Origin of the sequence: Massilia sp. YIM B02763 (genome assembly GCF_030412015.1) — a bacterium.
Lineage (GTDB): Bacteria > Pseudomonadota > Gammaproteobacteria > Burkholderiales > Burkholderiaceae_D > Telluria.
In genome coordinates this window covers 117,535-138,660 of sequence record NZ_JASNRD010000012.1, presented here as the reverse complement: position 1 = coordinate 138,660, position 21,126 = coordinate 117,535, and the positions used below count along the sequence as shown (strand labels likewise).

The following is a 21,126-nucleotide window of genomic DNA, read 5'->3' as shown; positions in this document are numbered from 1 at the left end:
GCGCTTGTCTGAAGCGCCGCAATCGTGCACCGCCGCGCGCTTCGAATCTGTCATCATGGGTCCATGGCGACGATTTCCATTCCCCTGTTCCCGCTCAGCACGGTGCTGTTTCCGGACGGCGTGCTGCCGCTGCAGATCTTCGAGGTGCGCTATCTCGACATGATCGGCCGCTGCCTCGCCGAGGACGAACCGTTCGGCGTGGTGCTGCTGACGCAGGGCCAGGAAGTGCGCACGCCCGAGGGCGTCGAACAATTCGCCGGCACCGGCACGCTGGCCACCGTCACGGACACGACGGCGTCGGCGCCGGGCCTGCTGCAGGTCGTTTGCCGCGGCGGCTCGCGCTTCCGCGTCATGGACAGCGAACGCCGCGCCGACGGCTTGTGGATGGCCGAGGCGAGCATGCTGGAAGACGACCACGCGGTGCGCATCCCGTCCGACCTGAAGGGCGCGGCCGATGCGCTCGACCGCGTGCTGGCCTCGCTGCACGACGTGCCGGAAAGCCGCTGGCCGGTGCAGCCGCCGTTCCGCCTGGACGATTGCGGCTGGGTATCGAACCGCTGGTGCGAACTGCTGCCGCTGCCGAACGTGCAGAAGCAGCAGATGCTGATGCTGGATAACCCGATGATCCGGCTGGAGCTGCTGCACGACGTGCTCGACGAGCATGGGTTGATTACTTCTTGAAGAGATGACGTAGTTAGACCGTCGTCCCTGCGAAGGCAGGGACCCAATGTATTGGCGCAGCCGCGATGCCGGAAAACTTGGGCCACTGCCTTCGCAGGGGCGACGGTGGCGACGGTTACGCTTCCACGCTGACGCTCGACGCTGCCGTGGACCCCGTCGACGCCGCCGACGTGCCGTTCTCCGCATACGCCTTCAACAGATTCATCGCATGCGCCAGCTCGCGGATCGGGTCGCGCTGCGGCGGGCCGTCCGGCTTGCTGGTCGTGCCATGTGCGCCGTTCGTGCCGCTGCTGCCCGTGCCCGCTTCGCCGCTGGCCACCTTCTTGTCGTAGGCCGCCTGTTCCTCTTCGCTGACGGTGCCGTCGCCGTCGGTATCGGCCGCCGCGACGTAGGTGCTGCTGCTCGTTGCGTCGGTCTCGCCGGCCGAGCCGGCGCCGCCGGCGCCCTGCGCGCCGCCGCCCGGCGGCGGGCCGCTCGGCGGCCGCGTGCCGCCGCCTGCGCGCGACGCGTCGAACTGCGCGTTCAGCTGGTCGGACAGCTTGGTCATCGCCTCCGTCAGCTCGCTCTTGGTGACCTTGCCGTCGTCGTCGCCGTCCAGCGCGCCGAAGGTGCTGTCGATGTCGACCGACTGGCCGCCGCTGCTGTTGCCGGCGGCGCTCAGCGCGCTTTCCAGGTCCGATTTCTCGATGTATCCCTGCTTTTTCGTGTCGAGCTTGGAGAAGACCGAATCGGCCCAGTTCGACACGCTGCTGCTATTGGTGCTGCTGATGCTGGCAACCATCTCGCGTCCTTTGAATGTTGATTGATTGCATGAATTATCGGCCGAGGCCGGCGTGGCAGGAGCGGGCGGATGTGTAAAGCCGGGTAAAAGCGTGTAAAGGGAAGGGCGTGGCCCGGATTGCCAAAAAGGAAGCCCATACGGCATAAAAATCGGGATTTCATACACAGAGGGGTGGTTTTGAGGTAACCTTGAGCGCGATTGTCGTGTCTCTATGTCCGTGCGGTCCAGATAACCGCCGCGAGCCAGGCGCCCCAGGCGCGTCCCGTCCCCCGGTTTTTTCGCGTTGGCCATGCTTGGCCGCTGCCCGGCGTAGAGCTCAAGCTTGAAAACCGCGCTTATCGTCGAAAGAACGCCGAAAGAACGCCGAAAGAAACGCCGAAAGAAAACATGTCTGAAACACCGACCACTAACGAAACCGGCGGCGCGCCGACCGTGCGCTTTGCCGATTTCGGCCTGGCGCCTGAGATCCAGCGCGCGCTGTCGGACCAGGGCTATGTCCACCCGACCCCGATCCAGGCCAAGGCGATCCCCATCGTCCTGCAGGGCCGCGACGTCATGGGCGCCGCCCAGACCGGCACCGGCAAGACCGCGAGCTTCTCGTTGCCGATCATCCAGCTGCTGCTGGCCCATGCCAACACCAGCATGTCGCCGGCGCGCCACCCGGTGCGCGCCCTGGTGCTGACGCCGACGCGCGAACTGGCGATCCAGGTCGCCGACAACGTCAAGGCCTACGCCCAGCATACCCCGCTGCGCTCCACCGTCGTCTTCGGCGGCATGGACATGAAGCCGCAGACCGAGATCCTGCGCCGCGGCGTCGAGATCGTCATCGCCACGCCGGGCCGCCTGCTCGACCACGTCGAACAGAAGAACATCAGCCTGGGCCAGGTGCAGATGCTGGTCATGGACGAAGCCGACCGCATGCTCGACATGGGCTTCCTGCCCGACCTGCAGCGCATCATCAACCTGCTGCCGAAGAAGCGCCAGAACCTGATGTTCTCGGCCACCTTCTCGCCCGAGATCAAGAAGCTGGCATCGAGCTTCCTGACCGATCCGCTGACGATCGAGGTCGCGCGCAGCAACGCCACCAATACCTCGATCACCCAGGTGCTGTACAAGGTGGAGGAGTCGCAGAAGCCGGAAGTGGTCCAGCACCTGATCCGCTCGCGCGACCTGAAGCAGGTGCTGGTGTTCTCGAACACCAAGATCGGCGCCTCGCGCCTGTCGCGCACCCTGGAACAGGCCGGCATCAAGGCGCTGGCCATCCACGGCGACAAGACCCAGCAGGAACGCATCGCCGCGCTCGACGCCTTCAAGAACGGCACCATCGACGTGCTGGTCGCGACCGACGTCGCCGCGCGCGGCCTGGACATCACCGACCTGCCGTGCGTGATCAACTACGACCTGCCGTACAACGCCGAGGACTACGTGCACCGCATCGGCCGCACCGGCCGCGCCGGCGCCACCGGCGACGCGCTGTCGGTCTACTCGGACAAGGACGAGCGCCTGCTGGCCGACATCGAGAAGCTGATCAAGCAGACCATCACGCGCGGCGAGCTGACCGGCTTCGTGCCGGGCCGCGGCGCCCGCGAGGAACGCTACGGCGAGCGCCCGGGCGCGCGCGGCGGCCGCCGCGAAAGCGATGGCGCGCAGCGGGGCGAACGCGCCGAACGGAGCGAGCGTCCGCGCAGCAGCGGCCCCATGCCGCGCCGCGAGAAGGTCGACCCGTGGTTCCTGAAGCCCTACGAACCGTCGATCGCCCCGCGCCGCGACGAATCGGCGCCCGCCGCGCCGAGCAAGCCGAAACCCAAGCTGGCGGCGCTGCTGGGCGGGTTGCCGAAGCAGTAAATGAAAAGGCCTGTCGATGACAGGCCTTTTTCGTTAACCCACGTCGTCCCTGCGCAGGCAGGGACCCAAGTCCTGCCGGCGCCGTCGCAACGCATGCAATATTGGATCCCTGCCTTCGCAGGGACGACGTTGTTTTATCGTGCGACGAATCCGGCGCTTACTTTGCTTACTTATTTGTCCCGCCCCAACGCGGCCTCCACCCTGGCCAGCAAGGCCTCGTGCTTGTACGGCTTGGCCAGGATGTTCAGGTCGCGTCCCCGTCCCGGCAGCTCGTCCATGTAGCCCGTCGTGACCAGCACCGGCAGGTGCGGATGCGAGGCGCGGACCTGGTCGGCCAGTTCCAGGCCCGTCATCCCGCCCGGCATGATGACGTCGGTGAACAGCAGGTCGATGCGGGCGCCGCCTTCGAGCACGTGCAGGGCCTGTTCGCCGCTGGCGGCGGACAGCACGTCGTAGCCGGACATCGCCAGGACGCTCTCGGCCAGTTCGCGCACGTCGTCGTTGTCCTCGACCACGAGCACGCAGGGCTTGGCGCCGGCCAGGTCCTCTTCGTTGGCATGCGCCTCGTCGCCCGGCTGTTGCGGGGCGCCCGCGCCGATGCCGCTGTCGGTGGCCGGGAAGAGCATGCGCACGGTCGTGCCTTCGCCCGGCTTGCTGTCGATCTCCAGGCGCCCCTGCGACTGCTGGACGAAGCCGTGCACCATCGCCAGGCCCAGGCCCGTGCCCGGTCCCTTGGTGGTGAAGAAGGGTTCGGTGGCGCGGCGCAGCACGTCGGGGGTCATGCCCTTGCCCTTGTCGATGATGCACAGGTCGACATAGGTGCCGTGCGGCAGGCCGTGTTTCTTGAGCCGGTCCTCGCCGCGTACGATCGCTGTGGCCACCGTCACCTCGCCGCCGTCGGGCATGGCGTCGCGCGCGTTGATCAGCACGTTCAGCAAGGCCATCTCGAGGTGGGTGGGATCGAGGTTGGAGACCGGCAGGCCGGGGCGCAGGTCCAGGCGCAGGTCGATCCGCTCGCCCAGCGTGCGCACCAGCATCTCGGAAAACTCGACGACCAGGTTGTTGATGTTGATGTCCTTCGGCTCGAGGCGCTGCTTGCGCGCGAAGGTCAGCAGTTGCTGGGTAAGCTTGCCGGCACGCATGGCGGCGCGCTGGGCGCGGTCGATGGCGCCGCGCGCGGCCTCCGGATTGTCCAGGCTGAGCGTCGCCACTTCGAGGTTGCCGTTGATGACCTGCAGCAGGTTGTTGAAGTCGTGCGCCATGCCGGCCGTCAGCTGGCCGATCGCTTCCATCTTCTGCGCCTGCAGGTAGGATTCCTGGGTCTGGCGGCGCTCGGTGATGTCCATCTGCGACGCGAAGTAATACAGCAGTTTCCCGTCCTGGTCGAAGATGGGGCCGATGAACAGCGCGTTCCAGAACGGCGTGCCGTCGGCCTTGTAGTTCAGCAGGTCGACGGCGACGGCGCGCTGTTCCTTCAGCGCCTGGCGCACCTCGGCGACGGTGGCGCGGTCGGTCTGGGGACCCTGCAGGAAGCGGCAATTGCGCCCCAGGATGTCCTCCATGCGGTAGCCGGTCAGGTCGATGAAGGCCCCGTTGACGAACACGATCGGGTCGTCCGGCTGGCGCGGGTCCGTGACCAGCATCGGCATGCGCGTCATCTCGACGGCGGCGAAGAAGATGCTGCGGTCGTCCAGGCCGTCGCGCGCGATATAGCTGGCCTGCCAGTGGCGCACGCCGGGATTGCCCATCGGGCTGACGGCGTTGCCTTCGACCTCGCCCTCGGCCGGCAGGCCAATACTCTGGCCGCTGCCTTGCACGTCGAGTTCCTGTTCGGAGTGGTCTCCCTTGTCGCGTCCGACTGCCATGTGGTTTCCTTCGAATAACCGTTGCGGGATGAAGGCCGCTTGTCAGTCTATTATGGATGCTTACCGCCAGGAGCTCGGTTCGGGAGCGCACATTCGCTCCCGGATTATCAGCGCGGGACGATGGCGCGCAACAGCGGGATCGCCTGCATGATTCGCACCAGCACGGCGGACAAGGCCGCCGCCAGCAGCGTCACCAGCGGAACGGCCAGCCACGGATTGACGAAGCGGTAGTCGATGCCGTATCCGTCCAGCACGAACAGGACCAGGACATGGCTCAGGTAGACGCCGAAACTGACGCCGGCGAACGCCGCGACGGCACGCTGCAGCGCGCTGCCGGACCGGATGCAGGCGGCCGACAGGCCGCGCGCGAAGACGAAGGCCGGGATGGCGGCCAGCAGCACCAGCGGGCTCGAATACACGTAGAAGGTCTCGTCGGCATGCGCCACCCGGTCGCTGCGCCACCACGTCGCCAGCGCGATCGCCAGCGCCAGCAGCGCCCAGGCTACTGCGGCCCAGGCCACGCCGCCGCGGCGCGGCACGGCGGGCAGGTGCCGGTACAGCAGGGCGCCCAGCGCCATGTAGCCGGGATACAGCGGCAGCGATCCCCAGTCGATGCCCACCAGCCGTCGTCCCGTGAGGGCGATCTCGAGCGGCACCAGGCTGGCGCCGACGAACCAGAACAGCAGCGAGAACAGTTGCATGCGCGCGGGCAGGGCCTGGTGGAACACGGCCAGCACGGGCAGGAACACGTAGGCGCCGGCCAGCGCATACAGGTACCAGAGATGGCCCATGACGGGGCCGGAGACGATCATGCCGAGCCAGTCGCGGTGGTGCTGGCCGCCGTAGCGCAGCCACAGCAGGTAGATCAGCGACCATCCGATCAATGGCAGGCCGATGCGCCACTCGCGCCGGCCGATCGAGGCGATCGTGTGGCTGCGCGGCAGCAGCAGGGCGCCGCTGATCATGAAGAACAGCGGCACCGCCACCCGCGCCAGGCTTTCGTAGGCGTTCAGCGCCCACCAGCCGCGTTCCCCCATCGCCCCGAAGCCCTTCGCGCTGACGTGGATCGCGATCACCAGCAGGGTGGCGATGACGCGCATGCCGTCGAGGGCGTGGTCGCGCGAGGCACTGGGAGGAGATGCGGCGCTAATGGTGGCTGAGAGTACGGGTTTGGTCATCGTCGGGAGGTGCTCATGCCGGTTGGCGGAACGTGAACGCCTTGTGCAGCATGTACGTGAGCACCGGACCGCACAGCAGCACCAGCAGCAGGCCCGCCAGGTAGTGCCAGTGCAGCGCCTCGGCCAGCGCCGAGAGGCCGATGGTCAGCGCAAGGCTGAGCAGCGACACGGCCAGGAAGGTGCGGTAGCGGCGCCAGCTCGGCGGCTGGCCGAAGGTGAAGCGGCAGTTGGCGAAGAAGGAGGCCGTGTTGGCCACCGCGAAGCCGGCCACGTTGGCCGGCACCGGGCCGGCCAGCGCGCTCTCGACCACGGCCACCACGGTGGCCGAGTGCAGCAGGGTGTTGGCGACGCCGATCGCGCCGAACACGATCAGCGCGCGGTGGCGCGCGAGCAGGCGCGCCACCGGCGAATCAGGCCCGCTCAAGCTCGCGCTCCTGGCGGACCGGATGCAGGACGGCGCGTTCGAACTCGTGCTCCTCGCGCACCAGGTAGACCGGACGGCGCTTGACCTCGTGGTAGATGCGGCCGACGTATTCGCCCAGCACGCCGATGCCGATCAGCTGCACGCCGCCCAGGAACATGCCGCTGACCATCAGCGAGGCGTAGCCCGGCACGTCGATGCCCTGTACCACCGTGCGCAGCACGATCACCGCCGCGTACAGCAGCGCCAAGGCCGACACGCCCAGGCCGACGTAGGTCCAGATCTTCAGCGGCGCCGTCGAGAAGCTGGTGATGCCTTCGAGCGCCAGGTTCCACAGCTTCCAGCCGTTGAAGTTCGACTTGCCCGCGTGGCGCTTGGCGATGGTGTAGGGGATGGTGACGGTGCGAAAGCCCACCCAGGCGAACAGGCCCTTCATGAAGCGGTGGTTTTCCGGCAGCAGGCGCAGCGCCTGCACCACGCGCCGGTCCATCAGGCGGAAGTCGCCCACGTCCATCGGCACCTTCACGTTCGAGATCATGTTGTGGAAGCGGTAGAACGAGGTGGCCGAGATCTTCTGCAGCCGGCCGTCGGTATCGCGGTCGGTGCGCCGTCCCAGCACCACTTCGGCGCCTTGCTCCCATTGCGCCAGCATCTCGCCCAGCAGCTCGGGCGGGTGTTGCAGGTCGGAGTCGATGGGCACCACGGCGTCGCCGCGGGCGCGGTCCAGGCCCGCGGTCAGCGCGGCTTCCTTGCCGAAGTTGCGCGACAGGTCGACCAGGTGCACCCACGGATGGCGCGAGCGCGCCTCGAGCAGTTCGTTCCAGGTGGCGTCGCGGCTGCCGTCGTTGACGGCGATGACCTCGAACGCATACTGCGGCAGGCTGTCCGCCACGACGGCCACGCGGCGGAAGAATTCCAGGACGTTGCCCGATTCGTTATAGAAGGGAGCGACTAGCGATACTCGTTTTTTCATGATCCGGTTCAGGAGAGGTGGCGGCGTTGCGGCGGCACAGGAACACCAGTTGCATGTCGGCGCAGGTGGCGTTCGCGCCCATCTCGCGCTGCGCGTCTTCCAGCCGCGGGAAGTGCGGCTTGTCGAACACGACGGCGGTGCTGGCCGGCAGGTGCGAGATCGTCGCCGCGTAGCCGGTGCACGACTTCGCGGTGCGGGCGATGTAGCCGGTCGACAGCGGATAGCGGCGCTTGACGGCGTACGCCGTCGTCGGCAGCAATGCTTCGGACGTCGGCGGGTCGCCGCAGCCGAACGGCGGGTAGTAGTGCAGCGCCTTGACGCCCGGGCCGAGGAAGGCGTCCCAGCGCGCTTCGTCGATGGCCGGCTGCACGGGCAGGGAAACGGTTTCGCGGGCGCGCGCGTGGTGCGGCTGCAGGTCCCAGAACTGCAGGAGCACGACCGCCGCCAGCAGCAGCGCCGCCGAAGCAGGCTTCAGGTAGCGCGCCGCGCCCAGCACGGCGAACACGACGATCGCATAGCCCACCGGCCAGAAGAAGCGGCCGGACGAGCGGAAGGTCGAGGTCACGGCGTCGAGCTGCGGCGGCAGGTGCAGCGAGTACAGGCGCACGTTCCCGAGGTAGACGGTGTTCGACAGCGCGAACAGGGTCAGCAGCACCAGCACGCCGAACAGCACGCCGTGGCGGCGCCAGAACGCCGGGTCGTGGCGCTGGCGCAGCTTGTACACCACGGCCGCCAGCAGCAGCAGGAAGATGCCCAGGTAGTTGAAGCCCTCGCCCTGGCCCTCGTGCGCGATGGGCGTGGCCAGCTCCAGCAGGCGGCCGCCGTGCAGGGGCCCCAGCAGGTTCATCGAATAGAAGCCGAAGCCCCATTCCTGCCTGCCCGAGCCCGGCGGCATCGGCAGCATGGTCGCCCACATGGTGACGAACAGCAGGCCGTAGGCCGCCACCGGCGCCGCCAGGGCGCGTGCCACCGACTGGCGGCGCAGCGCCGGCGTCGGCTGCGGCCGCAGCAGCTGGCGCAGGATGTCGGCGCCGAAGATGGCCGAGAACATCGCAAAGAGGTAGATGTTGATGTAGAAGCCGCACACCACCAGCGCCGTCCACGGGCCGGTGGCGATCCGGCCCAGCCGGCCGCCGCGCAGGTAGATCGCCAGCGCGAACAGCAGCATCCATTGGGACATCAGGCTCGTATGCGCGATGCGGAAGGTGAGGGCGGGGAAGCTGGCCAGCAGCAGCGTCATGGCCGCCAGCACGGGCCAGCTGCGCATCTTCGCTTCGCGGCAGATCCACCAGGCGCCGACGCCCTGCAGCACGTAGCAGATGGCGATCCACAGGCCGAACGGGTTCCAGTAGCCGTGGCCGGGATGCACGAGCTTGAGGAGCATCGCATACAGCGGGATCGCGTCGACGAAGGTCGCCAGGGTGCCGTCCGGCGTGTTCAGCGATTCGATGCGCAGCAGCGGCCAGTGCCACGGTTCGTGGACGTAGGCATTGAAGCCGGTGACGTACTGGGTGATGTCGGCATGGTCGCGCCACCAGAACGCCGCCTTCCCGCTCAGCATGGGCGCCTTGTACAGCCACAGGGCATAGCCGAGGGCCAGCAGGACGGCCAGCGCCAGGCCGAGCGCGCCGCGCACGTCCAGCAGGCGGGTCCGTGCCGCGCGCAGGCTGCGCGGGTCGAGGCGCGCCTCGGGCGCGCCGGTACGGTACATGTCGTTCATCGAGCGGCCCTGTCCTGCTGTCCGGCCAGCAGCGCCAGCAGCGCGCGCGACTGTTCCTGCCAGGTCATCCAGGTCATGCCCGCGGAGGCCGGATGGCGTCCTTCGGCGTGCAGCGCGAGCCAGTCGCGCACGGCGCCGGCCAGCGCCGCGCCGTCCAGGCCCGCGAAGTAGGCGGCGTGCTCGCCCGCCACCTCGCGGAATACCGGGATGTCGCGCACCAGCAGCGGCAGGCCGTGGTGGGCGGCCTCGATCAGCGGCAGGCCGAAGCCTTCGCCTTCGCTGGGGAACAGCAGGCAGGCGCTGGCCAGGTAGACCTGCTGCAGCGTGTCGTCGTCGATGCCGTCCAGCCACAGCAGGCGGCGGCCCAGTTCCGGGCTGGCGCGCAGGCGCTGCATGATGCGCGGCAGGGTGCGGCGGTCGCTGTCGGCCAGCGGCTTCCAGCCTTCGCGGCCGACGATGACGAGGTTCACGTCCTCGCCCGCGGCCCACAGCTGCTCGAAGGCGTCGATGGCCTGCAGGTGGCCCTTGCGCGGCTCGATCGTGCCCACCATCAGGAAGCTGGGACGGGCGGCGACCTGCTGGACCACCGGCGACGGGCTGGTGCCGGCGGCGGCGCGCACCTCGAGGTCGGCGCCATGGTGCAGCGCCGTCAGCACCTGGCCCGGGCGGCGCGCGATGTCGCGCGTCGGCAGCCAGGCGGCGAGGTCGTCGCGCACGGCGCGCGAGACGCCGATCAGGCGGTCGCCCTCGGCTGCCATGCAGTCGAGCCAGGCGGCGTGGGTCGTGTCGGCGTGGGGCGGGAAGAATTCCGGCCGCAGCACCGGCAGCAGGTCGTGCACCAGGAAGTTGATGCCCACGCCGCGCGCGCGCCAGGCCGCGAACAGGCCGGTCCTGGCGGCTTCCATGTGCGCCTGCGGCGAATGGTCGGCGCTGTAGAAGATGTCGCCGGCCTGCACGTCCACCACCGGGTCCGGGCCCTGCAGCACCTGCTCGATGCCGAGCAGGCGCGCCGCATAGTTGCGCGCGTAGCGGTAGTGCGGCTGGCCGTCGGCGCTGTCGAAATACACGGGCTCGATGCGCCAGCCGATGGCGCGCATCTGCATCAGTTCCAGCAGCTGCTTGCGCACGACGCGCTCGATGCCGGTCTTGAGGTCGTGGCGCGCGATCGTCGTCACGTCCAGCAGCAGCTGGCGCGGCTGCAGCGGGTCGGGCGCATGCGCGATGCAGCGCGCCAGGCGCTGCAGCATGGCGTCGTCGCCGTCCAGGCCGGGCGTGCGCAGCAGCGCGCGCAGCAGGGCGGGGCGGGCCGTGCGTGCCTTGCCGGCGGCGACGTCGAGCGCGTCCTTGTACATGCGGCCCACGCGCTCGGGGCTGTTGCGGGTGCCCATCAGCGTGAAGCCGGCCCGGCCCAGCGCCAGGCGGCGCGCGTCGTCCGTGCGCAGGGTTTCCAGCGCATCGACCAGGGCCCCCTGCTCGAATTTGTCGTCCAGCATCCACACGGCGTCGTGCGAGAATTCGGCCATGGCGCCGTTGGCGTTGATGATGACGGGCAGGCCGTAGATCATGCAGTCCAGCACCGTGCCGGAGGTCTCGCCGCGCGAGCCGGTGCGCAGCTGCACGCCGATGTCGGCGGCCTGCAGCCAGCGGAAGTAATCCTCGTCCGAGGTCCAGCCCGAGACGCGGATCGTCTCCGTGGCCCTGGCCGCGGCGATGGTGTCCGTGATCTGGCGGCCGTAGTCGCCGCCGTGGTTCTCGCCCACGAACACCAGCTGGCAGCGCGGGTCGCGGTGCAGGCTGGAGGCGAGCCAGGCCTGCAGCAGTTCCATGCAATGCTTGGTGGGCGCGACGAAGCCGAAATTGGCGACGACGAAGGCATCGTCCGGGATGCCCAGCGCGCGGCGCGCGGCGCCGCGGTCGTTCACGGCCGGCACGGCGCGCGGCAGCTGGGCGGCGCTCCAGTCGCGGCCCGCTTCCGGACCGTACCAGTCGCGCGCGAGCTGGCGCGCATAGTCGGAGTGCACGATGACGTGGGCGGCGTCCTGCAGGATCTCCAGGTTGCACGGATAGTCCTGCTTGGCGCGCTCGAGGCTGTCCGGCGCGACGCTGGCCGCCACCGCGGCGTAGCCGTGCGAGTGCATCAGGCTGCGCGTCCACACGCCGGGCATGGCGCCGGTGATCTGCTCGTAGGACAGCATGCTGCTCAGGAAGAAGTCGTGCAGCACCACCACGCCCGGATGGCGCTGCAGCAGGCCGACCATGTGGCTGTGGAAGGGGCTGTTGCCGAACTGGTAGACGATGTGGTCGTAGCGGTCCGCATGGTCGTCGAGCCAGGCCGCCGGGTGGCAGGGCAGGTGCGCGAGTTCCGGCGGCAGCGCCACCGCGGGCTGGTTGACGACCAGCTCGACGTCGAAGTAGGGCAGCAGCGTGGGCAGCACGCGCACCGCGTAGTCGGCCACGCCGGTGCGCTCCGGCGGCAGCGGGGACACGAAGGCGATGCGCGGCTTGGCTGGGGCCTCGGCGGTGACGGCGGGCGCGGGTGTACGGGCCGCATGCGCTTCCAGCGCGGCGATGGCGCGTTTTGCGCTGTTGTCCCAGCTGAAGGTGCGGGCGTGGACGGCGCCGTGCGCGCGCAGGCGTTCCTGCAGCGCCGGATCGCTCAGCACCTGGACGATCTTGGCGGCGATATTGGCCGGCTCGCGCGCGTCGAACATGGCTTCCGGGTTGCCGATCACTTCCGGGACGCTGGTGGCGTCCGAGCCGATGACGAGCGCGCCGCAGGCCATCGCCTCCAGCGCCGGCAGGCCGAAGCCTTCGTGCAGCGAGGGGAACACGAACAGGGCGGCGGCGCGGTACAGGTCGATCAGGTCGGCGTCCGTGACGTAGCCCGTCAGCACCAGCTCGTCCGGCGCCAGGCCGTACTTGCGGGCCAGGTCCAGCAGGTGCTGGCGCTCGCCCTCGTTGGACTTGCCCGCGATGACCAGCTGGTGCGCCGCGCGCAGCGTCTCCGGCAGCATGCCGTAGGCGGCCATCAGGCCTTCGATATTCTTGCGCGAATCGAAGCCGCCCGGCGCGCACATCAGCGCGGCGCGGCGGATGCCGAAGCGCGCGCGCAGCGCGGCCGTGTGCGCCGCATCCGGTTCGCCGGGGTGGAAGGTCTCGTCCACGGCGGTCGAGATCGAGACGATGCGGTCCGGATCGAGGCCCAGCGTGTCGATCGCTTCCTGGCGCGAATAATCGGAAATCGCCAGCAGCAGCCCCGCTTCGCGCAGCGAGGCGACCTTGCGCTCGTAGTAGTTGCGCTGTTCCGGCTGCGGCAGGTATTTCTGCGGGTTCAGGTAGGGAATCAGGTCGTACAGGATGGCGGCGGTGGCGGCGCCGTCCGTGAAGCGGCCGATCGAGACCACGCTGTCGTCGACGTAGCCTTCGAACAGGCTGGTGACCAGCACGGCGTCCGGATGCAGCTGGGCGATCGCATGCTCGCGCAGCAGCTCGGCGGCGCGCGCGCGCGGGCTGTTCGGCGCATGCGCCTCGGCGGTGGGGCCGGCGATGTCGAACACGCGGATCCGGTCGGGCGGCACCAGGCCGGCGAAGGCCTGGCGCAGGTCGTCGATGGCGCTGCCCAGCGCGGCGTTCAGGACCAGCCACACCTCGTGCTCGCCGGCGTTGCGCGCGATGCCCAGCGCCAGCGCCAGCGAATAGCGGCCGATGCCGCGGAAGCGGCTCGCCGACTGCGCGCCCTGAAGATCAATGACTATCCGCATTGGCCATCCTTGCTTGTTCCTGTTTCAGTTGGCGGTATGCCTTGGCCGCGCGCGGCGACAGCTCGCCGGCTTCGTCGTCCAGCACCAGGCGGGTAGCGCCGCTGTTGTCCAGCATCAGCGCGTACAGGCGCGATTCCAGCGCCGGGATCCGGCGCAGCACGGCGCGCACGGCGCGCTTCAGGGCCGGGCGGCGCAGCACCGCGCCGCCGGCGCGGCGCACCACGCGCTTCACGCGCGACTTCGCGGCGGTGCCGAGGCGGCCTTCGCGCCGGGCGTTGCGCAGGCGGTAGACGATCGCCATCGTGCGGCGCAGCGGCTCGGTGATGCGCCACGAGCTGCTGTTCAGCAGGTCGACCACGCGCTGCGACATCTCGGCCGCATGGGCCTCGGCCTGCGCGATGCGCGCCTCCTGGCGCCCCAGGTGCTGGCGCAGTTCGTCCAGCTGCCCCTGCTGGGCGTCGGTGCGCGAACGCGTCTGCGCCAGCTCCACCGCCAGCTGCGAGCCGTGGCGCTCGATGCGCGCCAGGATGTGGTGGATCTCGGCGTTGCGGGCCGCGTGCTGGTCGTCGTAGCGCAGCGCCAGCTGGGCCAGGGTAATGCCGTGGTGGGCGTCGAAGGCGGCGTCGAAGGGCGCGAGCAGCGCCGCGCCGGCCGCCTTCTGCGCGACCACGGCGTAGTCCGGGCTGACGCCTTCGAGCACGGTGATGATGCCCACCTGCGCGCCCGTGTGCAGCTGCTGTTCTTCCTGCAGGCGCACGATGCGCTGGCGGCCGAAGCCCGCGTGTTCGGCGGCAAAGCCGAGCAGGTCGGGCGGCAGCGGATGCAGGTGGGTCGGGTCGCGGTAGAAGCTGGTGGCGCCGACCGTCAGGTTTTCCGGGTTCGGCGTTTCCATGATCAACAGGCCCGCCGGCGCCAGCGCGCGCAGCGCCTCGGCGATCAGCTCCTGCACCAGCGCGAAGGGCAAATGTTCCACCAAGTGGAACGCCGAGACCAGCGCCAGGCTGTCGTCCGGCTGCGCGCGCAGCGCCGCCAGCGCGTCGCCGTGCCGGGCGTTCAGGCCGCGCTCGCGGCAGGCGGCCAGCATGCCCTCGTCCAGGTCGACGCCGCGCGCGTCGAAGCCCTGTTCGCCCAGCAGCTCCAGCCACTCGCCGCGGCCGCAGCCCAGGTCCAGGGCACCCACGGGGCCGCCAGTCTGCAGCAGCGGCGCGGTCAGCGGAGTATAGGCGCGCAGCCGGTCCTTGATGGTCTCGCGCGAGCCGCGGTAGCGGTCCTCGAAAGCACGGTAGAACGAAGCCTGGGACGTCTGGCTCATCGTTGGATCTCCACTTGCGGTTCCAGCCAACTGCTGCCGACGAATTCGCGCCGGTTCATGTTCATGACCACGAAGATGGCGGCCAGGTCGCGCCACTCGTAGTTGTCGGCCAGGTGGGTTTCGGTGCTGGTGAGCGCGGTCGTGATCGAATAGCTGCCCGGCCCCAGGTTCAGGGGGAAGCGGAAGCGGTAGTCGATGGTTTCGCCGGCCTGCAGGTTCTCCAGCGCGCGCTCGAGGTGGTGGGTATTGGTGCCGAAGATCTGCTGGCCCAGGCGGTCCTTGATCATGTAGCCCAGCACCAGGCGCGGGAGCGGCTGGTTGACCTTGACGCGGATGCGCAGCGTGGCCGGCACGCCGACATTGAGCACCTCGAGCGCCTGGCCGTCCTCGTTTTCCAGCGCTACCTCGGTGACGTTGGCGTGACCGTTGCCGGACGTGGTCTGCACGCGGCCCTCGGGCGTGCGCACCTGTTCCACCGTGCTGCCTTCGCGCTCGGCGATCAGCGCGTTGTAGTAGTCCATCACTTCCTCGGGCGTGCCCTGCTTGGCCAGGCGCCCGCTGTCGAGCAGGATCGCGCGGTCGCAGATCGACTGCATCGCGGCGCGGTCGTGGCTGACGATGAGGAGCGTCGTACCCTCCTTGCGGAAGGCGCGGATGCGCTCGAAGCTCTTGTGCTGGAAGTAGGCGTCGCCCACCGACAGCGCCTCGTCGACGATCAGCACGTCGGGACGGCGCACCGTCGCTACGCTGAACGCCAGGCGCATCTGCATGCCCGACGAGTACACGCGCACCGGCTGGTCGATGTAGTCGCCGATCTCGGCGAACGCCTCGATCTGCGGCATCATCTGCTCGAGCTCGGGCACGGACAGGCCCAGCAGCTGGCCGGCCATGAACACGTTCTGGCGCCCCGTGAAGTCGGGGTGGAAGCCCATGCCCAGTTCCAGCAGTGCCGCCACGCGGCCGCTGATGTCCACGCTGCCGGTGGTCGGCTGGGCGGTGCCCGTGATCAGCTTGAGCAGCGTGCTCTTGCCGGCGCCGTTGATGCCGATGATGCCGACGGCGTCGCCGGGCGCCAGCTCGAAGCTGATGTCCTGCAGCACCCATTTCAGCTTGTGGCGCGGCTTGTCGCCGGGGAGGATCCACTCGGCCAGGCGGCTCCAGCGGTTGCCGTATTGTTTATAGGCCTTGCCCAGGCCCTTGACGATGATCGCGCCCATTACAGTTCATCCACCATTTCGCCCGCGCGCTTGCGGAACAGCTGCAGGCCCAGTGCGCACAGCAGCAGCGCCAGCGCGGTGGCCGGCAGCAGGCTGCCCCAGTCGGGCGCGCGGCCGTTCAGCAGGATCGTCTGGCAGGCCTGCACCACGGCCGCCATCGGATTGAACGCGAGCCAGGCGCGGTACTGTTCCGGCAGCGCCGTGACCGGGTACACGACGGGCGTGAACCAGAACCAGAACTGCAGCAGGATCGTGAAGAACTGGCCGACGTCGCGGAAGAACACGTTCAGCACGCCCAGCACCATGGCCAGGCCGATGGCGAACAGGATCAATACCGCCAGCACGGGCAGCAGGGCCAGGTAGACGGCGCCCGGGAAGCTGCCGCTGAAGACGAGGAACAGCGAGAACAGGCCGAAGATGATCGCGAAATTGACGAAGGCGTTGAGCACGACCACGATCGGCAGGCAGATGCGGGGGAACTGCAGCTTCTTGATCAGGTTGGCGTTTTCGAGGAAGACGTTCTGGCCGCGCGTGGTGATCTCGGCGAACATGCCCCAGGTGAGCACGCCCGCGCACAGGTAGATGCTGTAGGCGAAGTGGCCCGTATTGCCTTGCAGGCGGTTGCCCATCACCTGGGAAAAGATGACGGTGTAGACGACGATCATCGCCAGCGGATTGAGGATCGTCCAGGCGGCGCCGAGCAGGGAATTGCGGTATCTGGCCTGGAACTCCCGGCGCACGCTGCCGGCGATGAAGCCGCGGTAGCGCCAGACGCCGCCCAGCATGGAACGGGAAATCATAGGTGTTGGAGCTTGATCATGACATCGGAATCGGGACGCGCGGAGCACATCCGTATTCGGGAAGAATCCCGAAGATAAGTTGCCGATTATAACATGATGCAGATGAGGAATTTACGCTTTACTAATTGTTACCTGTTTATTTCAGGCAACTAATTCGTCGTCCCTGCGCAGGCAGGGACCCAATGATCCGGGCTGTAGCCACGAACTTGGGTCCCCGCCTGCGCGGGGACGACGGTCGTCGGAATCAACCGTCGCCCTGGATCAGCTTCTGCAACTCGTCCGGCTTGATGATGGTGATGCGGTGCGTGCCCTTTTCGATGATGCCCTGCTGCACCAGCGCCAGCAGCGCGCGCGTGACGGTCTCGCGGCTGGTATTGATCATGTTGGCGATGTCCTGGTGGGTAGGCAGGTTTTCCACCACGTGCACGTCGCCTTCCTTCTTTTCCTTCAGCAGGTTCAGGAACGTGAAGATGCGGCGCGAGGTGTTGTGGATGCTGAGCAGGGCGCGGAATTCCGAGTCTCGCTGCACCTTCTCGGCCAGGAAGCGCAGCATCTGGTGCGCCACCGACGGCGAGTGGGTGAACATGTGCAGGGCGATCGCGCGCGGCAGCAGGGCCACCAGCACGGGCGTGAGCGCCACCACCGACGCCGAGCGCATGGCGCCGTTGATGACGGCGATTTCCCCGAAAAAGTCGCCCGGCTGCAGCATGCGCAGGCCGATCGCGCGGCCGTCCTCGGTGACGTCGATGACCTGCAGCGAGCCGCTCAGCAGGAACAGCAGGCTGTCGCCCGGCGCGCCTTTCTGCAGCACGACATCGCGCTTGGCGTACTGGCGGATGCGCAGGTTCGATTTCACCTGCTGCATGTCCTCGTCGCTGAGGTTGGCCAGCAGCGGGATCTTGCGCAGGTGGATCTGCACTTCCTGCTCCTGCTGGACCGGCTCGTTGGCGGCCGCGGCGGCCGGGTCAGGCACCAGGTTGCCGGGGGCGGCGTCCTTCTCGAGGTCGTTCTTGCCGATGTCGGCCTTGCGTTTTGTCGACGATGTCATGCGTATCAGATCACCTTGATGAGCCCGAATGCCAGGGTGGCGGCGGCGATGCCGGCCGTGTTCGCACCCATGTCGCGCCAGCAAAAACTGCGTCCGGGCACCAGTTTTTGCAATAATTCGATGGCCAGTCCGGCCAGCAGCAGCCCCAGCAGCCATACGAGGCGCCGGGTCCAGTCGGGCTCGATGAGCAGCGCAAGCGTGCTCAAGCCCGCAAATGCAATGAAATGCAGCAGCTTGTCATGCGGAAGCAGTGGAAGCCAGCGCGCCGGCAGCAGGCATCCGAGGGCGACCGCACAAGCGGCCGCCACGAAGACGATCAATTCCCAGGACATATCGGCCTATTGCTTGTACACCAATCCTGGCGTTAGAAATTATCCCAGCGCAAACTCAGCTGCAGGGCATGGCTATTATATTGGAACAGCGAGATATTCTCGCGGTTGAGTGTTGCGCGCCACTCCAGTACGAGGGTGGTGTGCGGACGCAGCTGCCAGTTGGCGGCGGTGCGCAGCGTGGTGGTGTTCTGCAGGCGCCGCGTCTCGATCAGCCCGGGCGAATACAGCGTCTTGCTGTGCCAGCGCTGGCGCGTGGCGCCCGCTTCCAGCGTCACGTTCTCGGCCGCCTCTCCCACCCATTGCACGCTGCCGAACCAGCCGTCGCGGTCGCCGCCCGGGCGGTCGTCGGAACTGTCGTCGTGCAGGCGCGTCAGCGTCAGCTGCGTCAGGCTGCGCCTGGTGCGGTAGCCGGCGATGCCGCCCAGCTCCACCGTATTGCCGTCGTAGGCCGGCCGCGTCGGATAATCCACGCGGCTGACGTTGGCGGACAACGCGAAGTCGGCGCCGGCCGGCAGCTTCCACGGCGGCGTGATGCGCGCCTGCAACTGCTGCTGGCGCTGGTAGAGCGTGCGGTCCAGCGTCACATAGCCCAGCGCGGCGGTGCCGCGCAGCAGCCAGCCGCCCGGCTTCCACGTGTGTTCGAGTGCGCCCAGCACCGAGGCCGTGTCCTGCTCGCGCACCTCGTCGTGCCAGCGCGAATAGGCTTGCACGATGGCGTTCGTGCCCGTGTTGCCGAGCGGGCGCAGCCAGGATACGGCCAGCTGGCTGAAACTGTCGGCGCGCGGCAGGAAGGCCGGGTCGAGTTCGTATTCCGTCTGCGTGCTGCCGGTGCCGATGGTGAAGCGCGGATCGCTGGCGCCCTGGTTGACGTTGTCGTCGTGGCCGCGCGTGGCCGCCAGCAGCCACACGCTGCCTTCGCGCGCGGCCGGCTTGCCGCAGCCGGTGGCGCGGTAGCGTGCGACGGCCTCGAGCATGCCCGGCGGCAGGGCGAAGCGGTGCTGCAGTTCGCCGAACAGGCGGTCCGCCTCCGCCGCGTTGCCCAGTTCGCACTCGCTGATGGCCAGGTCCATCCAGGCGCCGGCGTGGCGCGGTTCCAGCACCAGCACCCGGCGCAGCATGGCGGCCGCTTCTTCCGTGCGCCCGTCGGCCAGTGCGCGCAGGGCGGCGCGGTACAGCTCGTCCTGCGGGTCCGCCGGCGTGGCGGCGGCAGTGGGAGCCGGGTCCGGAACCGATTCCTGGGCGCCCGCCAGGCACGGCCAGGACGCCGCGGCCAGCGCGGCGCAAAAGAGCAAGCGCTTCATTCGCCGGACTCCAGCGTGTAGACGCGCGTGGGCCGGCCCTTGCCGCGCAGTTGGCGCTCGCCCAGCAGCAGCAGCCGGTGGCGCTTGGCCAGCGCCGCCGTGCCTTCGCCGACGATGACGTCGTGCGGATAGTCGCGCGCGGCCTGCTCCAGGCGCGCCGCCGTGTTCACGCTGTCGCCGACGGCCGTATAGATACTGCGCGCGGCCGTGCCGTAGTCGCCGGCCATGGCCACGCCGCTCTCGATGCCGATGCGCACGCGCAGCGCCGGCTTGCCGCTGGCCACGCGCAGGGCCGAGAACTGCGCCACCTCGTGCAGGATGCGCGCGGCCGCGTCCAGCGCCAGGTCCGCGTGCTCCGCGTTCGGCAGCGGCGCGCCCCAGAAGGCGACCAGGCCGTCGCCCGTGTATTTATCCAGGGTGCCGCGCTGCGCGAGCACGGGGCGAGTCAGGCATTCCAGGAATTGCGTCGTCAGGTCCGACGCCTCTTCCAGCGACAGCGACTCGACCTGGCTCGTATACCCCTGCATGTCCGCCACCAGGGTCGTTACTTCCAGGCGCCGTGGCGCCAGCGGATCCTTCAAATCGCTGCGCAGCAGCTCGTCCACGACTTCGCCCGCCACGTACTGGCGCAGCGTGCCGAGCAGCTGGCGCGAGCGGCGCTGCGCCAGCTCCCACTGGAACGGCACGGCCACCGCTAATAAATAGAGGCAGCACAGCAGCGGCGCCGCCGGCGCAAAATCCGGGTCGCGCGGCGCCAGCACCCAGGCCACGGTCAGCCACAGCAGGGCGCTGGTGCCCAGCAGCAAGGCGTTCGCCGCGGCCGACATGCGCGGCAGCGTATAGCTCGTCAGCAGCACGACGGCCAGCACGAAGAGGAACGCGATCGCCTTGCCCGGCAGCGGCGCCGGCGCCAGCCCCTGCTGGCGGTCGAGCAGCGACGTCAGCATGGACGCGTGGACCAGCAGGCCCGCGCTGGAGGCACCCAGCGGCGTCGACACGCGGTCGCCGATGCTCAGCGACGAGGAACCGATCAGCACCAGCTTGCCGCGCGCCATGCCGGGCGGCATGCGTCCCGCCAGCAGGTCGGCCGCCTTGACGACATCGTAGGCGGCCCAGCTGCGCGCGTACGGCACGCGCTCGACGGCGCGCAGCGGCAGCGTCGCCGTCGCGCCGCCGCAACACTGCATCAAAGCGAGCGCGAGCGTAGGATAGACTCGCGCCTGGTAATTGGTGAACACGGGCAGGCGGCGCAGCGTGCCGTCGGCATCCGGCAGCACGCCGATGTTGCCGGCGTAGCGCGCCCCGGCCAGGCCCGGGTGGTTGGCCAGGTAGCCCTGGGCGGGCAGGGCGGGATTGTTTCCAGGCATGCCGCCGACGAGCTGGCCGCCGGCGAGCGGCGCATCGGCGTGCAGATAATCGAACATCTGGGCCAGCACGAGGGGGCCGTGGCTGGCGAGCATCGCCAGGCGCATGTCGCCTTCGGCATCGGCCGGCTTTTCCATCAGGATGTCCAGCGCGACGCCGCGGGCGCCATCGGCCAGCGCCAGCTCGACCAGGTCGGCGATGCGCGCACGCGGCCAGGGCCAGGCGATCTGCGCCACGCTGCTTTCGTCGATGTCGACCACCAGCACGCGCCGTTCCGGTTCATTGCTGGCTTGTAGCTGGATGAACCGGTCGCGCAGCCACTCGTCCGCCGCCACCGTGAGCGTGGTGCCGCCTTGCCATTGCAGCCATGCCGCCATGGCGAGCGCGACGAGCGCGATCAGGCCGCGCAGGACGGCAGGATCACGCAAGTCGATGCGCAGGGAGCGGGACATGGTCATTGAGGCGGACGCGGGGCCGGGAAAGTACGGCGACGGGGAAAAGCTGGAGTATACCGGGTTGTATTTGC

At 68.8% G+C, this 21,126-nt stretch carries 16 protein-coding genes; 2 read left to right on the top strand and 14 right to left on the bottom strand.

Annotated elements, in window-relative coordinates; genetic code table 11:
* The first annotated feature begins 63 nt into the window (after nucleotides 1-63).
* Entirely contained in the window at nucleotides 64-681 is a 618-nt protein-coding gene (locus QPK32_RS16355) for an LON peptidase substrate-binding domain-containing protein (protein ID WP_290413853.1), read from the top strand.
* 115 nt (nucleotides 682-796) lie between these two features.
* On the opposite strand, the gene QPK32_RS16350 is transcribed toward QPK32_RS16355, so the two are convergent.
* Nucleotides 797-1,462: an EF-hand domain-containing protein gene (locus QPK32_RS16350; protein ID WP_290413852.1), complete on the bottom strand. Its 666-nt coding sequence runs from the start codon at nucleotides 1,460-1,462 to the stop codon at nucleotides 797-799.
* 387 nt (nucleotides 1,463-1,849) lie between these two features.
* Between QPK32_RS16350 and QPK32_RS16345 the strand changes: the two genes are divergently transcribed.
* Nucleotides 1,850-3,307 (top strand): DEAD/DEAH box helicase, encoded by a 1,458-nt coding sequence (locus QPK32_RS16345; protein WP_290413851.1) that lies wholly within the window; start codon nucleotides 1,850-1,852, stop codon nucleotides 3,305-3,307.
* A 170-nt stretch (nucleotides 3,308-3,477) separates the two neighbouring features.
* On the opposite strand, the gene QPK32_RS16340 is transcribed toward QPK32_RS16345, so the two are convergent.
* From QPK32_RS16340 to QPK32_RS16280, 13 genes are all read right to left on the bottom strand, one after another.
* Nucleotides 3,478-5,172, bottom strand: a complete 1,695-nt coding sequence (locus tag QPK32_RS16340; protein ID WP_290413850.1) for a histidine kinase famiy protein — start codon at nucleotides 5,170-5,172, stop codon at nucleotides 3,478-3,480.
* Nucleotides 5,173-5,279: 107 nt separating this feature from the next.
* The gene (locus QPK32_RS16335) at nucleotides 5,280-6,350 is read right to left on the bottom strand and encodes an acyltransferase (protein WP_290413849.1); all 1,071 of its coding nucleotides are present in this window, start codon (nucleotides 6,348-6,350) and stop codon (nucleotides 5,280-5,282) included.
* A 13-nt stretch (nucleotides 6,351-6,363) separates the two neighbouring features.
* Nucleotides 6,364-6,774, bottom strand: a complete 411-nt coding sequence (locus tag QPK32_RS16330) for a GtrA family protein (RefSeq protein WP_290413848.1) — start codon at nucleotides 6,772-6,774, stop codon at nucleotides 6,364-6,366.
* Nucleotides 6,761-7,744 (bottom strand): glycosyltransferase family 2 protein, encoded by a 984-nt coding sequence (locus QPK32_RS16325; RefSeq protein WP_290413847.1) that lies wholly within the window; start codon nucleotides 7,742-7,744, stop codon nucleotides 6,761-6,763. The genes QPK32_RS16330 and QPK32_RS16325 overlap by 14 nt, the downstream gene beginning before the upstream one ends.
* The gene (locus QPK32_RS16320; protein WP_290413846.1) at nucleotides 7,707-9,464 is read right to left on the bottom strand and encodes a DUF6311 domain-containing protein; all 1,758 of its coding nucleotides are present in this window, start codon (nucleotides 9,462-9,464) and stop codon (nucleotides 7,707-7,709) included. The genes QPK32_RS16325 and QPK32_RS16320 overlap by 38 nt, the downstream gene beginning before the upstream one ends.
* Nucleotides 9,461-13,225, bottom strand: coding sequence for a glycosyltransferase (locus QPK32_RS16315; protein WP_290413845.1), 3,765 nt, complete (start codon nucleotides 13,223-13,225; stop codon nucleotides 9,461-9,463). The genes QPK32_RS16320 and QPK32_RS16315 overlap by 4 nt, the downstream gene beginning before the upstream one ends.
* Nucleotides 13,209-14,537 (bottom strand): bifunctional 2-polyprenyl-6-hydroxyphenol methylase/3-demethylubiquinol 3-O-methyltransferase UbiG, encoded by a 1,329-nt coding sequence (locus QPK32_RS16310; RefSeq protein ID WP_290413844.1) that lies wholly within the window; start codon nucleotides 14,535-14,537, stop codon nucleotides 13,209-13,211. Before QPK32_RS16310 ends, QPK32_RS16315 begins: the two co-directional genes overlap by 17 nt.
* Nucleotides 14,534-15,754 carry an ABC transporter ATP-binding protein gene (locus tag QPK32_RS16305; protein ID WP_290413843.1) on the bottom strand — a complete coding sequence of 407 codons (1,221 nt, stop codon included), beginning with the start codon at nucleotides 15,752-15,754 and terminating at the stop codon, nucleotides 14,534-14,536. The genes QPK32_RS16310 and QPK32_RS16305 overlap by 4 nt, the downstream gene beginning before the upstream one ends.
* On the bottom strand, nucleotides 15,754-16,554 hold the full coding sequence (locus QPK32_RS16300) for an ABC transporter permease (RefSeq protein WP_290413842.1): 801 nt from the start codon (nucleotides 16,552-16,554) through the stop codon (nucleotides 15,754-15,756). Before QPK32_RS16300 ends, QPK32_RS16305 begins: the two co-directional genes overlap by 1 nt.
* A 244-nt stretch (nucleotides 16,555-16,798) precedes the next feature.
* Entirely contained in the window at nucleotides 16,799-17,602 is an 804-nt protein-coding gene (locus QPK32_RS16295; RefSeq protein ID WP_290413841.1) for a Crp/Fnr family transcriptional regulator, read from the bottom strand.
* A 5-nt stretch (nucleotides 17,603-17,607) separates the two neighbouring features.
* Nucleotides 17,608-17,934, bottom strand: a complete 327-nt coding sequence (locus QPK32_RS16290) for a VanZ family protein (protein WP_290413840.1) — start codon at nucleotides 17,932-17,934, stop codon at nucleotides 17,608-17,610.
* A 32-nt stretch (nucleotides 17,935-17,966) separates the two neighbouring features.
* On the bottom strand, nucleotides 17,967-19,235 hold the full coding sequence (locus QPK32_RS16285; RefSeq protein WP_290413839.1) for a tetratricopeptide repeat protein: 1,269 nt from the start codon (nucleotides 19,233-19,235) through the stop codon (nucleotides 17,967-17,969).
* Nucleotides 19,232-21,052 (bottom strand): CHASE2 domain-containing protein, encoded by a 1,821-nt coding sequence (locus QPK32_RS16280; RefSeq protein ID WP_290413838.1) that lies wholly within the window; start codon nucleotides 21,050-21,052, stop codon nucleotides 19,232-19,234. The genes QPK32_RS16285 and QPK32_RS16280 overlap by 4 nt, the downstream gene beginning before the upstream one ends.
* Between the last annotated feature and the right edge of the window lie 74 nt (nucleotides 21,053-21,126).